This window comes from Lentzea terrae (genome assembly GCF_003265345.1).
GTDB classification, from domain to species: Bacteria; Actinomycetota; Actinomycetes; order Mycobacteriales; family Pseudonocardiaceae; genus Lentzea; species Lentzea terrae.
This window is the reverse complement of record NZ_QFWW01000005.1, coordinates 36,668-50,928: the sequence shown is the minus strand read 5'-3', so window position 1 is coordinate 50,928 and position 14,261 is coordinate 36,668. Positions and strand designations below refer to the sequence as shown.

The window sequence follows — 14,261 nt, the reverse complement described above, 5'->3', positions numbered from 1 at the left end:
GGGGGACTGACCGATGACTGACCACCGCTTCCAGGGGTACGCACACCCCGAGCTGTACAAGATGATCAACTCCGGTCCCGGCGTCTCCGCCTCCATCCCGGTGGAGCAGGGCTGGAAGAAGATCAAGGAAACGCTCGCCCAGATCGACGGCGACCTGCACACCGCGCTGACCAAGATGGGTGCGGGCTGGGAGTCCGACGCCGCCGACGCCGCCCAGGGCGCGCTGTCGCCGCTGGCGCAGTGGGCCGGGTACGCCGAGCAGGGCTCGGGCACCATGGAGAGCTCCGCGCGCCTGCAGGGCGAGTTCATCGCCGACGCGCGCAAGAAGATGCCCGAGGTCGTCCCGGTCACCACCGAGAAGCCCGGCCTCCTCGACATCGGAGTCGGCGTGCTCACCGGCCCGGTCGGCATGGCGCACGTCGTCGGCCAGCAGGTGGACCACGAGCGGCAGGAAGCCGCCGCGGACAACGCCGCCGCCCAGGCCGTCAAGGTCATGGAGGACTACCAGTCGGACAGCCGCTGGAACTCCTCGACGCTCGGCGAGTTCCCGGACCCGCCGCAGGTCGTGATCGACACGCCGCCGCCGAGCTCGTCCGGCAACGAGAACACCCGCGTCGGCTACACGTCCAACACCCCGTACTCGCCGTCCGGCAACACCGGTACGACGAACCCGTCGTGGACGACGCCGACGACGAACCAGCACACCACGGGGTGGACGCCTCCGCCGCCCACCGACACCACGCACACGTCGTGGACGCAGCCTCCGTCGACGCCGCCGGTCGCCCCGCCGCCGACCAACCTGCCGCACCCGACGCCGACGCCGACCCCCACGCCGCAGCCTCCCGTGGCGCCCGGTCCGGTGTTCACCAGGCCGAGCACGGGCGTGCCCGGCGGTGGCACGGGTGGCGTTCGCGGTGGTCAGCTGGGTGGCGGCAAGGCCTTCGGCCCGATGTCCGGCTCGCTCGGGTCCGGCCAGCAGGGCTCGATGAAGGCCGGCGGCATGATGCCCGGCATGGGCTCCGGTCCGGACGGCATGCGCGGCGGTGCCATGGGCGCCGGTGCCGCGGGTGGCAAGGGCGGTGCCGCTGGTGCCGGCATGGGTGCCGGTGGCGCGCACGGCCAGAAGGGCGAGGGCGAGGACGACCTCGAGCACAAGGCGGCCGACTACCTGGTCGAGACCGACGACGTGTTCGGGGACGAGCGCATGGTCGCGCCGCCCGTCATCGGAGGCATCTCCGAGTGAGCCTGTTCGGCGGTCCGGCGGAGAGGGAGCCGATCACTCTCTCCGCCGAGGAGTTCGACGTGGTGTGGGAACGGATGGACGTCGGCCCGATGCCGCTCGTGCTGAAGGTTCCCACGCCCGGCAAGACGCGGGACGAGCGCATCGAGCTCGAGAACCGCGTCTACCAGCAGTTGGACTACCGTCGGCTGGGCAACTCGCGTGGTCTTTCGTCCGAATTGGACGGACTGCTGCGCATGTTCGTGAAGCCCGAGCGGGAGGCGGACGGCCGCCTCTGGCTCGGCCACAGCCTGCGCGTCCTCGCCGTCGCGAACGGCGACTACGGCGCGCTCGCGACGTTGCGGGACGACCAACTGACCTTCCAGCCGTGGGCGGGCTCCGGGCTCGCCTCCGCGGTGCTGTCCGTGCTGCCCGCGCACCCGGCCGGCACCGGTCTCTCGGTGACGCTGCCCAGCGCGGACATCGAGAAGGCGATCTCCCAGACCGACGGCTCGCCGAAGTCGATGGAGGCCGCGTTCCGGGGTGTCGGCCTGCGCGAGGACGACGCCAAGGCGCTGGTCAAGATGTTCACCGGGCTCGTGCACACGGGCAACTTCGGTGCTGCTGCCCGCGACAAGTACGGCAAGCGCTGCCGTCCCGAGCGCGTGGTCGCGTTCTTCGACACCGAAGAAGGCCGCTACCTGCAGCAACGCCGTGCCTCGAACGGCCAGCCGCCGTGGAGCACGTTCACGCCCACGGACGCCCGCCGGATGATGCACCAGGTCGACGAGCTGATCTCCGAGGCAGTTCGTTCCGCAAGCGACTGATGTCTGGTTTGATCTGACCACCGCCGCCGTGGCCAAGACCCCTTGGAGACGGCGAAATGAACATCGACAGACGGCGATTCCTGCTGGCTACAGGGGTTGCGCTGGTCGGCACGTCAGCTGTGACGGGCGTGGGGACAGCCTCGGCTGCGCCCTCCGCCTCGCTGTGGCAGGAGTTCGTGGCGAACCCCCACAACCACCCGCAGATCCCGAACGTCGCGTACGCCGGTTACCGGACGGGTGAGCGGCCTGCTCGTCGGCCCGTGCTGGCGAACGTGCTGTTCTTCGGCGCCCGCCGGGACGGTTCGGCCGACGCTTCGGTCGCGATCAACAAGGCGATCGAGTTCGTCGGCAGGCTGGGCGGCGGCACCGTCTTCGTGCCGCCCGGTCGTTATCGGATCGACGACATCATCCGGATCGGCTACGACAACGTGGTGCTGCGCGGTGCGGGCAGCGCGAAGACGACCTTCTGCGCGACCAGGTCGCTGGAGGAGATCGTCGGCATCAACCGCAGCCGCTACGGCTCGGAGAATTCGGCGTGGAGCTGGTCCGGTGGTCTGGTGTGGGTGTGCCACCGCGACCGCTACCAGCCGTTGGTCGACGCGATCAAGGCTCGCAAGTGGCCTTTCGAGGGCTGGACGGGCAACGAGCTGGAGCTGGGATCGACGCTGACCGCCGTTACCGGGTCCGCCGCGCGTGGCTCGTTCGTCGTGACCGTCGAGAATGGACGCAAGCTGCGCGCCGGGCAGCGGGTGTTGCTGCGGCTGGACGACGACAAGTACTCGTTGCCCAAGCACATGTGCGGCGATGTTCCCGGTACGTCGTCCTACAAGTGGGACGACAAGGACAAGCTCCTGTCGTACTTCCCGTTCCTGTGGCCGGTGCGCGTGGAGTGGGTGCGCGGCAACAGGGTCAAGCTCGCGCAGCCGTTGCCGCTGGAGATCCGCCCGGAGTGGAAGGCGCGTCTGACCACGATGGCCCCGGTCATCACGGGTGCGGGCGTCGAGGGCATCAAGATCGAGATGTTCAAGGTGCCCACGCCGAAACACCTGCAGGACAAGGGGTACAACGGCCTCGCGTTCCAGTGCGCGTGGGACTGCTGGGCCGACGACGTGCACGTCCAGGACGTCGACAACGGGTTCCTCCTGGTGTCCGCCAAGGGAATCTCGCTGCTGAACACGCGTGTCTCCGGCCGTGGCCACCACCACGCCTACGCGACGCGCGAGCAGTCGCACGACAACCTGACCGACGGTTTCGTGATCGAGGCCCCGTCCGAGCCCTCGCAGGCGGGGGCGGGCAACCACGGTCTGAACGTCGAGGGCCTGTCGTGCGGCAACGTCTGGACGCGCGGCCGCATGGACCACGACGTCTTCGACACCCACCGCGGTCTGCCGTTCGCCAACGTCCGCACCGAGATCACCATCAACAACGTCGGCGCGCACGGCGGCAGCGCCAACGCGGGGCCGTTGTACGGGGCCCGGTTCACGCACTGGAACGTGACCGTCACGAACCAGCGCGCCGGCAACGTCCGCATCGACCAGGTCGCGCCGTGCAGCGCCACCGTCGCGATCTCCGAGGTCCGCGACTTCGGCCAGATCGACAAGCCGGACTTCACCGGCCCGTTGAACTCGCGCCTGGAGCTCTACGGCACCACCGACGTGACGCCGCGCAACCTCTACGACGCACAACGGAAGTTGCGCCGCTCATGAGCCAGCGGCGTACATCGCGACCGGTAACGACCGCGCGACTTCGGTGAGATCGGTGGGGAGCATGAAGCTCTCCACCGATCTGCTGATGCGGCGTTGCCAGCCGTCCTCGGTGAGTTCGAGGCGGTAGGTCGTGTGCAGCTTCGGCACGTCGCTCGGCGGTGCCGTGTCGGAGAGCAGCAGGTGCTGGCCGTAGGTGCGGCCGACTTCGGTCAGCATCTGCAGTGTTCTGAGGAACTCCGGTCGCGTCTCGGCCAGGCCGTGCACGCCGTCCACGCAGACGAGCAGTCGCGGTGGTTCGGCGCCGTCCGCCAGCATCCTGATGCGTCGTTCCAGGTCGTCCTTCAGGTCGTGCGGCTGCACGTGCGGTGCGTGTTCGAGGCCCGCGAACACGCCGGTGTCGTTGACGTCGATGAGGACGACCTGGAGCTCATCCGGCGAGTGCCGCAGCATCAGGCCGAGGATCAGCGCTTTGAGCGCATCCGCACGTCGTTCGGGAGGTGCCACCACCTCGCCGTGCGGCCCCATCCCGTCCTCCGTGAGACCGGCCTTGACGTCGATCTCGACGGGCTGCCCGTGCTCGTCCACGCCCACCGCGGTCCGGTACCGCAGCTTGGCCGGACGTTTGCGCCACGCGTGCGCCGGGTCGAACCGCAGCATGTCGTGCAGCGTGAAGAAGTCCGGCGGCGGCTCGACCTGACGCATCAGCCGAGGAAGTTCGACGGCGCGCTGTTCCAGGTTCGCCGGCATGCTGCAGTCGTCGATCGTCGTCCGCGTCGACTCGTGCGGCGCGTCCAGCAACAGCTGCATCCCGGACCGGCCGACGTCCTTGGCGATGGTGGCGAGGGCGCTGCCCAGCTCGGTCTGCGCGATGTCGCGGAACCCGCTGACGCAGATGAGAAGCTGCGGCAGCACCTGACCGAGCTGCCGGTGGTCGAAGATCGTCCACGTGTTGCCGACGATCTCCAGCCGGCGTTCCGACTCGGCCAGGAGCGCATCGGTCAGCGGGACGGGATTCCTTGCCACGTCCCGGTGGTGGGCCTGCACGTGCGGTGCCTGGTCAAGCCCGGCGAACGTGTCCGTGTCGTGCGCGTCGATGAAGATCGCTTGGAACAGCTTGGGTGAATGCGTGGTCATGAGGCCCAGCACGAGACTCCGAAACGCCTCCCGCGCGGTGACGGCGAGATGCGATCCCGTCCGCCACTTCCCGTCGGCGAAGTGGGTGAGCTCGGCGACGACTGGTGCGCCCCGGCTGTCGACGCCGACCGGCACCTTCCACCACCGCCCCTTCCACGCGAGGGCCTTGCTGAACTCGTGGATGCCGTGCAATGCCAGGAAATCCAGAACCTCGACCTGCAAGCTGACACGATCGGGCAGATCGCCGAGCACGCGGGCAGTGATGATCACGCGGACCTCGCGCGCCGTGGTGGTGATCCACCGAACGGACTCGGCGAGCCCGGGATCGCTTGCCGCACAAAGCTTCCAGTCGTCGATCAGCAGGGTGGCACCGGGCTCGCCACCCCGTTCGAACCACGTCAGCAGGTTCTGGCGGCGGCGTTCGTCCGCTGGGTCGAAGCTGACGGCCGCCACCGGCGAGTCACCGCGGCCGATGCGGTAGATGCCTGGTGCTGCCGGGATCTGCGGCCCGGTGAGGTGCGGCGGGCCGACGAGCGCGAGACGGGTCATGGCAGCGCGATCTGCACGTGCAGCCGGTCCGGCACCGAGAGCCCGAACCCGGGCTGGTCCGGCACGCGCGCGGCCTGGTGGGCGTCGACGAGTGAGGTGGCCGGGTCGTCGAGCCGGAACTCGATGCCGAACGCCAGGCTGTCCCTGATGAACGGCGGCACCTGGTCCCACGAGCACGCGGTCACGACGATGTGCCGTTGCGGGTCGAGGGGTTCGCCCGGGCCGTCGAGGAGCTGGTAGCCGGCCAGGTCGCCCAGGACGCCCGCCAGCGTGCGCAGCGTCGTGCTCTTGCCGGTGCCGGGCTTGCCGACGATGGCGCCGTGCCGCAGCTCCTCGGTGAAAGCGGGGACGAGGACGTCGCGGCGTTGCTCGAACGGCTTGTCCACGATGCCGATGGCGCCAGGAGGCAGCATTTCCAGCGTGCAGTCGTCGTAGCTCTGGTGCAGCGGTGGCAACGCGATCTCGTGGGCGGGCGGCGCGGAGCCGGTCAGCAGGTGCGGCAACTCCTCGGCCCACTCGGCGAAGTCGTGCGGAGGTGTCGCGGCCGGCCACTCCGGGAACGGCAGCTGTGCCGGGAGCGTGTCACCGGAGTAGAGCAGGTGGATGCCGAGGGTGCGGCCCGCCCTCGTGAGCGACTCCAGGACGTTCTGGAAGCCGGGGTGCCGGTCGATCAGCACCTCGGCGCTGTCGACGCAGATCAGCAGTGCTGCCAACGGTTCCACGTCGGCCAGCGCCCGGTAGTCGGTGAAGTTGCGGCACCGGGCGTCGTGCAGGAGCTGCTGGCGTCGGCTCAGCTCGCCGGCCAGACCGTCCTGGAACCGCTCGAAGAGCTCGTCCTCGTCCTCGCTCGTGAGCACGAACGAGAAGTGCGGAGCAGGGCTGAGACCGTTGAACATCCCGGTGCTCTTCATGTCGAAAACGCCGATGTTCAGGTCCTGCGGCGAATGCGTGACCACGAGCCCCAGCAACACACTGAGCAGCTGCTGCACGCGCTGCGGCCCGGAACACGCGAGCACGTCCCTGATGTCCAGGTACACCGGCCACCCGCGCTCGTCGACACCGATCGCGGCCTTGAGGTCGTGCCGCTGGTACTTGTTGCTGAGGTCGGCCTCGATCCCGTGCAGCGCAAGAAAGTCCGTCGCCTCACCGTGCAGGTGCTTGCGAAGTGCGCCCGGCAGCTCGTCCCACGTCCGCGCCGTCACGACGACCTGCACACCCCGCGCGGGCCCGAACGCCGCGATCCACTCGACCACGCCGTCGAGCTCGGGGTCCTGCTCGAAGCACAGCCGCCAGTCGTCCACCAGCAACACCGCCCCTGACGGCGCCCCGCGCTCGAACCAGTCCAGCAGGCTCCGGCACCCGGCCTGGTCGGACGGATCGAAGGTGGCCGAGACCGGCAACGGGTCGGCACCCCGCCCGATCCGGTAGACCGCCATGTCCGGCGCGGCCGCAAGAGCCGCGGTCAGCCGCTCCCTGGTCGCCTGCCCCGGACCGACGACGGCGAAGTTCCTGATCACCGTCCAGATATACCAACAGCCCAGGGACCGCCGCTGCCCCTTCGCTAATGTGGGCGCCGTGCCAGCCAAGCCCGTCGACCCCGCCGAGATGCGAGCCGCGGTGCAGGCCGTTCTCCCCTGGCTACGAGGCGAGGCTGACCAGCCAGAACGCCCGGCGCTGGCCGCCGCCGTCCGCCTGAGCCTGCGCACCCTGGAGCAGATCGCCCCAGGTCGCAGCGTCGAGGTGCGCGTGCCGCCGTTCGCCGCGGTGCAGTGCGTCGAAGGCCCCCGGCACACCCGTGGCACGCCCCCGAACGTCATCGAGACCGACGCCCGCACGTGGCTCGAACTGGCGACCGGCGCGCTGGCGTGGACCGAGGCCCTGGACGGCGCTCGGGTCACCGCGTCGGGGACCCGAGCCGACCTCTCCCACCTGCTGCCGGTCGTCCGCTTCTAGAACCAGGACCCGATCGTGTTGTCGTAGACGGACTTCGCACCGTCCGCGACCCCCTCGACCACGGCCTTGCCGCCCTCGTACGCGTCACGTCCGAGCTCACCCACGTTGCCGAGCGTGTCGGCCACGACGTCGACGGCGTCACTGCCCAGCTCGCCGACGGTGCCGGCCGCGTGGCGCCCCGCGTCGCCCCAGTTGCCCTTCGAGATGTCGTCGACGACCTGGCCACCGCCGCGCCAGACGTCCTCGCCCATGTCGACGACCTCCTTGCCGGTGTTGACGCCCCAGTCGATGACCGGGCCGACGCCGGGCAGGTGCGAGCCGGGCACCTCGACCGGCGTGGGCGAGTCCTGCCAGCGCTGCTCGCTGACGTCACCGCCGCGACCGGTTGCGATCTTCGCGAGGTTGTCGAGCGACTCGGAACCCTTGTCGTAGTAGGCGGAGTGCGCGTGCCCGACCCAGGACTCACCGGACGTGCCGAACTGCTTCGCCCCGAACGACGAGTCGTACGGACCGGTCGACGAACCGTCCTTGGTGAACCAGTCGCCACTCGTGCCCTGGATGACCGGGTCGTGCTCGGTGCCGCCGACGTAGACGTGCCCGGCCCCCGGCCCCAGCTGGTTCACGTTGGACGCACCGACGCCCGGCGAGCCGACGAACGCGATGTCGTCGGCCTTCAGCCCGTTGTCCATCGCCGAGTAGCCGACCACCGTGCTGCCGTAGCTGTGCCCGATCACGGTGACGTGCGCGTTGGGGTTGACCGCGCGGTAGTTCGCGACGTCCTGCGCGAGGATCTTGCCGCCCTCGATGGCCTGTGCCGGGTCGTTGACCTGGCCGAGCGCGGCGGCGGGCGCGTCGTACCCGAGCCACTGGATCGCGGCCCCGTCCGGTCCCATCGCGTTGCTGAGGTTCGCGGCCTGTTCCATGCTGAAGCCACCGGCGAGGTCCGAAGTCGTTCCCGGCACGCAGACAGCGAGGTTCTTGGCGGTGTCCGGGTTGCCGAACGCGATGGCCATGGTGCCTTCCTTGCCGCCAGGGCCGTCCGGGCTGTAGGCGAGGATGTAGGCCTGCTTGCCGTTTTTCTCGACCTGGTCGCCGGCCATGAGCAACGAGGTGTTCGCCGCCTCCGCGTTGCGGTGGCGACGGGCAGCTTCGTCGTACTGGGACATCAGCGCAGAGCCCTGCGGGTCGTTGCGCAGCGCCCGTTGGCCATCTGCCGACTCCGGGTCCACGCCCAGCTCACGCGCCCTGTCGGCGAGTTGCTGTTTCAGCTCGTCCTTCTGCTTGCCGAACCTGTCGATGTCATCGGCGACGCGGAGGCGGTTCGCCTTGTCCAGCACCTCGGCCGGCAGCCCGGGAAGCTGGCCGAGTTCCTGGAACTTGGTGTCCAGCAGCGCCTTCTGCTGGTCGGCGCTGAGCGACTTCCACCAGGCAGCGACCGTCTTCGGATCGGTACCGGGTGGCGGCACCGGCGGCAGCGCCCCGCCTGCGCCTGCCCGTTGAGCGGCGCGATCCCAGCCGCAGTCCGTGCGAGCGGACTGCTCGAAGCCAGGTGGGATCTTGGTGAGGGCGCCGGCGTAGGAGCGCAGCACGTTGTCGTAGCCCGACTTCACCTTGTTCAGGGAGTCGTTGACCTGGTTGGCGAGCGTGCGGGTCTGCTCTTCGTCGAGACCTGGCGGACGGCTGCGCCACACGTTGATCGCCTGGTCTGCGGCGCCGCGCATCTGGCCATAAGCCCGGGATGCGGCCTGGACGATGTCGACGCCCGCACCAAGTCGTTCAACGGCGGCCTTGGCGGCGTTGACGGAAAGCTCGGCGCGCGCGGTGAACCTGGTGGAGGCTTCGCCGACCCAGTTGCTCACCGCGGTCTTGCCGCCCTTGGCCACCGAGTCGCCGGCGCGACCGACGGCGCTGATCGCCCCCGTGATCGGGTCGGCGGCCGCAGCGATCCGGCCGACGTCACCGGACGCGAGCTTGCCGTAGAGGCTCTCCGGATCCGTGTAGCTCACTTGCCGCCCCCAAGTCCCTGAAAGAGCTTATTCAGCGCCGATGCGTGGTCCTCGTCCGTGCGCTGATAGGCCTCGGCGTTCGAGACCAGGCCCTCTGCGGCGTCGGTGATCCAGGCGGACCCGCGCTGGAGGTCCTGCGAATGCGTGCCCACGAACTTGGACAGGGCGTCGGCGAACTCCGCCGCCGCATCCACCTCGCCGAGCGCACCGGCATCGAGCTTGAGCATCGAGATCATCTCCGCTGCCTCGCGCACCGCGTCGGAGCCGTTGCCGAACTCCTTGGACGCGTTGCGCAGCAGCTCTGGCTCAACGCCGAACATCGCCACCCCCTGTTGGTCTTCGATCACTGCGACGCAGGCACATCATCGCCGGTTCCCCACTCGTGCGCGGAACGTTTCGGGCACGATGTCGCTCATGGCGCAGACAGGGTGGACGGCTCAGCGGTGGACCGCTGTGTTCATCGAGCAGGCGGAGATGTTCCGCAAGGCAGTGGCGGACGCGGACCCGGCGGCCGAGGTGCCGACGCGTCCCGGGTGGACCGTGCAGGACCTCGTCGTGCACCTGGCGCGCTTCCTGGAAACCTCCACCGCCTACCTGCGCACCGGCAGCCGCAACCCGATGCGCCCGCCAGCACCGAGGGGCGGGCTGTCCCCGCTCGAATACCTCGACCTGCAGCTGGCCGAGGCCGGCGAGGTCCTCGCGGCCGTACCCGGCAACCGGCCGGTGTGGACGTTCTCACCGGCTGCTCCCGACTTGTCTTGGGTATGGCACCGCCGGATCGCGCACGAGACGGTCCTGCGCCGGTTCGACGCGCAGACGGTCGTCCGCCAGGTCGTCGCCACGGCCGCAGACCTCTGCGTCGACGGCATCGACGAAGTGCTGACCACGATCGTCGCGGCCAAGCTCGACGGCGACGTGCCGAGCAACGTGTCCGGCACCGCAGTAGTGCGCCCCACCGACGTACCCGAGTCGTGGCTGATCTCGCTGACCGAGGGCGAGGTGCCCCAGACCCGTGCCGCCGCACCCGGCGAGGAAGGCGACGCGCAGGTGACCGGGGACGCTGAGCTCGTCTACTTCTGGCTCTGGAACCGGATGAACCTCAAGGAGATGACCGGCGACCGGCGCGTGCTGGACGTCCTCCAGGTCGGACGGGGGCACTGATGCGCAAGCTCGTCGCGGTGGTGGCCGCTTGTCTGCTGCTCGCCGGATGTGCCGCCTCCTGGCAGGGGGAGGAGGTCCGATATCGGATCAAGTCCCTCGACACCAGCAGCCCGACCGAGTTCTTCCGCCTCGAACTCGTGGGTGACGCGCCGAAGGGCGCACTGGACTCGCAGGACCTGGCACGCAAGCCGGTGCAGCCGAAGCAGGTCAGCGGTGGTGCGGCGGTCGGCGACGAGGTGCTCTGCCTGGTCGAGCAGAAGAAGGGCAGCGCGGTCGGGGACTCCAACGTCGTGACCTTGGTGAAGAGCTGCAAGAAGGCTTGATGCGCAAGATCGTTGTGGTGCTGGCGGGCTGCTTCGTGCTGAGTGGCTGTGGTGCGGCCGACTGGAAGCACGAGGTCCGGTTCAAGGTCGACAAGATCTACGAGGTGCCGGCGAAGTACGACCGCAAGTACGCGAAGCTCCGGCTGGAGCTGGTCGGTGAGCCGCCGGACGGCGTCCTGGAACCGGACACCGTGAGCCCGCAGGTCGTCCAGCGGTCCGGCATCCGCGGCGAGGTCGCGGTCGGCGATGAGGTCGTCTGCGTCGCACAGCAGAAAACCACCGGCTACACCGACACCAGCGTGATCAAGACTGAGCTGTCGTCCTGTGAGAAGGCCTGATGCGCAAGATCGCTCTCATGCTCGCGGGCTGCCTCGCACTCACTGGTTGCGCCGGTACCTGGGAGGCGGAGATCCGCCTGAAGGTGACCAAGATCGAGGACTACCAGCCGTTGCCCGAGAAGTACCCGGCTGAAGTGCAGGTCTGGCTGGATCCGGTCGGCGAGCTGCCGAGCGACGCGTACGACCGGGAGAACTTCACCGGCAAGATCGTGGAACCTGCCGAGATCGACGGTGACGTGCAGGTCGGCGACGAGGTCGTTTGCCTCGCCAAACAACGCACGATCGGGGCGCTGCAGACCAACTCGATCTCCACCGAGCTGTTTCAGTGCCGGAAGGCATGAGTTTGGTCACCTCACCGGGGGTGCGAAGGGGGTAGTTGGCCCCTTGCTCCACTTACACTCGGGTTGCAGCCAGCCCCACTCGTGAGGGAGCCAACTCGGTGGTCGCCGACCATTCCCAGCCCGAACAGGAACCCCGTGAGGAGTGCGGCGTCTTCGGCGTCTGGGCTCCCGGTGAGGACGTCTCTAAGCTGACCTACTACGGGCTCTACGCCCTGCAGCACCGCGGCCAGGAGGCGGCGGGCATCTCGGTCGCTGACGGGGCGCAGGTCGTCGTCTTCAAGGACCTCGGGCTCGTCAGCCAGGTCTTCGACGAGCAGGTGCTCCAAAGCTTGAAGGGCCACGTGGCCGTCGGGCACTGCCGTTACTCCACCACCGGGTCCACGACCTGGGAGAACGCGCAGCCGACGTTCCGCACGACGGCCGCCGGCAGTGGCCTGAGCCTCGGCCACAACGGCAACCTGGTGAACACCGCCGAGCTGCTCGACAAGGCCAAGGCGCTCGGCATCGTCGAGCGCAACGGCGCGACGACCGACTCGGACATCCTCTGCGGGCTGCTCGCCCACGCGGCGGCCGACAAGGGCATCGAGCAGGCCGCGCTGGAGCTGCTGCCCACGGTCAAGGGCGCCTACTGCCTGACGTTCTCCGACGAGTCCACGCTCTACGCGGCGCGCGACCCGCACGGCGTCCGCCCGTTGGTGCTCGGCCGGCTGGAGCGCGGCTGGGTCGTGGCGAGCGAGACGGCGGCGCTGGACATCGTCGGCGCGAGCTTCGTGCGCGAGGTCGAGCCCGGTGAGCTCATCGCGATCGACGGTGACGGCCTGCGATCGACCCGGTTCGCGACCCCGGAGCCCAAGGGCTGCATCTTCGAGTACGTCTACCTGGCGCGGCCGGACACGACGATCTCCGGGCGCGGGGTGCACGCCACGCGCGTCGAGATCGGCCGTCGGCTCGCCAAGGAGCACCCGGTCGAGGCCGACCTGGTGATCCCGGTGCCCGAGTCCGGCACGCCAGCCGCGATCGGGTACGCGCAGGCCAGCGGCATTCCGTACGGGTCGGGCCTGGTCAAGAACGCCTACGTCGGCCGGACGTTCATCCAGCCCTCGCAGACCATCCGCCAGCTGGGCATCCGGCTGAAGCTGAACCCGCTCAGGGACGTCATCCGCGGCAAGCGGCTGGTCGTCGTGGACGACTCGATCGTGCGCGGCAACACCCAGCGCGCGCTCGTGCGCATGCTGCGCGAGGCCGGTGCGCTCGAGGTGCACGTGCGGATCGCGTCGCCGCCGGTCAAGTGGCCGTGCTTCTACGGCATCGACTTCGCGTCGCGGGCAGAGCTCATCGCGAACGGCCTGGACGACGACGGCATCCGCCGCTCGGTCGGCGCCGACTCGCTCGGGTACGTGTCGTTGGAGCAGCTCGTCGCCGCGACCGAGCAGCCCAAGACGCGGCTGTGCTCGGCGTGCTTCGACGGCGAGTACCCGATCGAGCTGCCCGCGGACGCGCTCATCGGCAAGCACCTGCTCGAGGGCCTCAAGGGCGTGGCGGGCTCAGCCGCTCCCGTCCTGTCCACCGGCTATGGTGCCGAGGACGCTCTGCGTCGCCCCTGAGCTTCGAGAACCAAGTGGAAGAAGTTGACGTGACCGACAGCGCCAAGGCCACCTACGCCGCCGCCGGAGTCAGTATCGCCGCAGGTGACGAGGCGGTGGAGAAGCTCAAGCCGTGGGCGGCCAAGGCGCACCGGCCAGAGGTGCTCGGCGGCATCGGTGGCTTCGCCGGCCTGTTCCAGCTCAAGCTCGACCGCTGGAAGGAGCCGATCCTCGCGTCGTCGACGGACGGCGTCGGCACCAAGATCGCGATCGCGCAGGCGCTCGACAAGCACGACACCGTCGGCATCGACCTGGTCGCCATGATCGTGGACGACCTGGTCGTCTGCGGTGCGGAGCCGCTGTTCGTGCAGGACTACATCGCGGTCGGCAAGGTCGTGCCGGACAAGATCGCGGCGTTGGTCAAGGGCATCGCCGAGGGCTGTGTCCAGGCCGGTTGCGCACTGCTCGGCGGCGAGACGGCCGAGCACCCCGGCCTGATGGGCGACGACGACTACGACATCTCCGGCACCGGCGTCGGCGTGGTCGAGCAGTCCAAGCTGCTCGGCCCGGACCGGGTCCGCGACGGCGACGTCGTCATCGCGATGGGCTCGTCCGGCCTGCACTCCAACGGCTACTCGCTCGCCAGGCACGTGCTGCTGGAGATCGCGCGGATGCCGCTCGAGGGTCACGTCGAGGAGTTCGGCCGCACCCTCGGCGAGGAGATGCTGGAGCCGACCAAGATCTACGCCAAGGACTGCCTCGCGCTGATCGCCGAGACGGAGGTCCGCGGGTTCTCCCACGTCACCGGTGGTGGCCTGGCCGCGAACCTGGCCCGCGTGCTGCCGGAGGGCCTGCACGCGACGCTCGACCGCGGCACCTGGACGCCGCCCGCGGTGTTCCAGCTGATCGCCCAGCGGGGCCGGGTGGAGCGCGAGGAGATGGAGAAGGCGTTCAACATGGGCGTCGGCATGGTCGCCGTCGTCGCGCCCGAGGACGTCGACCGCGCACTGGCCGTGCTCACCGCGCGCCACGTCCCGTCGTGGGTGCTCGGCGAGATCACCAAGTCCGAGGTGGGCGGCGCCGTTCTCGTCGGAGACCACCCCCGATTCTGAGTCGGTTCA

14 protein-coding genes are annotated in these 14,261 nt (G+C 69.4%); 10 read left to right on the top strand and 4 right to left on the bottom strand.

What is annotated here, in order from left to right; all coding sequences use genetic code 11:
* Positions 1-13: 13 nt before the first annotated feature.
* From DI276_RS08960 to DI276_RS08950, 3 genes are read left to right on the top strand one after another with little or no spacing between them, the layout of a single operon-like run.
* A complete protein-coding gene (locus tag DI276_RS08960) occupies positions 14-1,243 on the top strand; it encodes a PPE domain-containing protein (protein ID WP_112262821.1) in 1,230 nt (409 codons plus the stop codon).
* On the top strand, positions 1,240-2,046 hold the full coding sequence (locus DI276_RS08955) for an ESX secretion-associated protein EspG (RefSeq protein WP_112262820.1): 807 nt from the start codon (positions 1,240-1,242) through the stop codon (positions 2,044-2,046). Before DI276_RS08960 ends, DI276_RS08955 begins: the two co-directional genes overlap by 4 nt.
* Positions 2,047-2,102: 56 nt before the next feature.
* Positions 2,103-3,752: a glycosyl hydrolase family 28-related protein gene (locus DI276_RS08950; protein ID WP_112262819.1), complete on the top strand. Its 1,650-nt coding sequence runs from the start codon at positions 2,103-2,105 to the stop codon at positions 3,750-3,752.
* Here the strand turns inward: DI276_RS08950 and DI276_RS08945 are convergent.
* Together DI276_RS08945 and DI276_RS08940 are read right to left on the bottom strand one after the other, a co-directional pair.
* Positions 3,747-5,435 carry an FtsK/SpoIIIE domain-containing protein gene (locus tag DI276_RS08945; RefSeq protein WP_112262818.1) on the bottom strand — a complete coding sequence of 563 codons (1,689 nt, stop codon included), beginning with the start codon at positions 5,433-5,435 and terminating at the stop codon, positions 3,747-3,749. The genes DI276_RS08950 and DI276_RS08945 overlap by 6 nt on opposite strands.
* Entirely contained in the window at positions 5,432-6,952 is a 1,521-nt protein-coding gene (locus DI276_RS08940; RefSeq protein ID WP_112262817.1) for a type VII secretion protein EccC, read from the bottom strand. The genes DI276_RS08945 and DI276_RS08940 overlap by 4 nt, the downstream gene beginning before the upstream one ends.
* 88 nt (positions 6,953-7,040) lie before the next feature.
* Between DI276_RS08940 and DI276_RS08935 the strand changes: the two genes are divergently transcribed.
* On the top strand, positions 7,041-7,388 hold the full coding sequence (locus DI276_RS08935) for a sterol carrier family protein (protein WP_408610511.1): 348 nt from the start codon (positions 7,041-7,043) through the stop codon (positions 7,386-7,388).
* On the opposite strand, the gene DI276_RS08930 is transcribed toward DI276_RS08935, so the two are convergent.
* Both DI276_RS08930 and DI276_RS08925 read right to left on the bottom strand, forming a co-directional pair.
* The gene (locus DI276_RS08930) at positions 7,385-9,394 is read right to left on the bottom strand and encodes an alpha/beta hydrolase (RefSeq protein WP_112262816.1); all 2,010 of its coding nucleotides are present in this window, start codon (positions 9,392-9,394) and stop codon (positions 7,385-7,387) included. The genes DI276_RS08935 and DI276_RS08930 overlap by 4 nt on opposite strands.
* A complete protein-coding gene (locus DI276_RS08925; RefSeq protein WP_112262834.1) occupies positions 9,391-9,714 on the bottom strand; it encodes a type VII secretion target in 324 nt (107 codons plus the stop codon). The genes DI276_RS08930 and DI276_RS08925 overlap by 4 nt, the downstream gene beginning before the upstream one ends.
* 94 nt (positions 9,715-9,808) lie before the next feature.
* Here DI276_RS08925 and DI276_RS08920 point away from each other — a divergent pair, with 94 nt between their 5' ends.
* The 6 genes from DI276_RS08920 to purM all read left to right on the top strand — a co-directional run bounded on the left by DI276_RS08920 (position 9,809) and on the right by purM (position 14,252).
* On the top strand, positions 9,809-10,555 hold the full coding sequence (locus tag DI276_RS08920) for a maleylpyruvate isomerase N-terminal domain-containing protein (protein ID WP_112262833.1): 747 nt from the start codon (positions 9,809-9,811) through the stop codon (positions 10,553-10,555).
* A complete protein-coding gene (locus tag DI276_RS08915) occupies positions 10,555-10,878 on the top strand; it encodes a hypothetical protein (RefSeq protein ID WP_112262815.1) in 324 nt (107 codons plus the stop codon). The genes DI276_RS08920 and DI276_RS08915 overlap by 1 nt, the downstream gene beginning before the upstream one ends.
* Positions 10,878-11,216, top strand: coding sequence for a hypothetical protein (locus tag DI276_RS08910; RefSeq protein ID WP_112262814.1), 339 nt, complete (start codon positions 10,878-10,880; stop codon positions 11,214-11,216). The genes DI276_RS08915 and DI276_RS08910 overlap by 1 nt, the downstream gene beginning before the upstream one ends.
* Complete coding sequence (locus tag DI276_RS08905; RefSeq protein WP_112262813.1) at positions 11,216-11,557, top strand: hypothetical protein; 342 nt, start codon at positions 11,216-11,218, stop codon at positions 11,555-11,557. The genes DI276_RS08910 and DI276_RS08905 overlap by 1 nt, the downstream gene beginning before the upstream one ends.
* Before the next feature lie 98 nt (positions 11,558-11,655).
* On the top strand, positions 11,656-13,161 hold the full coding sequence (purF, locus tag DI276_RS08900) for an amidophosphoribosyltransferase (protein ID WP_112262812.1): 1,506 nt from the start codon (positions 11,656-11,658) through the stop codon (positions 13,159-13,161).
* A 29-nt stretch (positions 13,162-13,190) separates the two neighbouring features.
* Positions 13,191-14,252, top strand: coding sequence for a phosphoribosylformylglycinamidine cyclo-ligase (gene purM, locus DI276_RS08895; protein ID WP_112262832.1), 1,062 nt, complete (start codon positions 13,191-13,193; stop codon positions 14,250-14,252).
* The last annotated feature ends 9 nt before the right edge of the window (positions 14,253-14,261 follow it).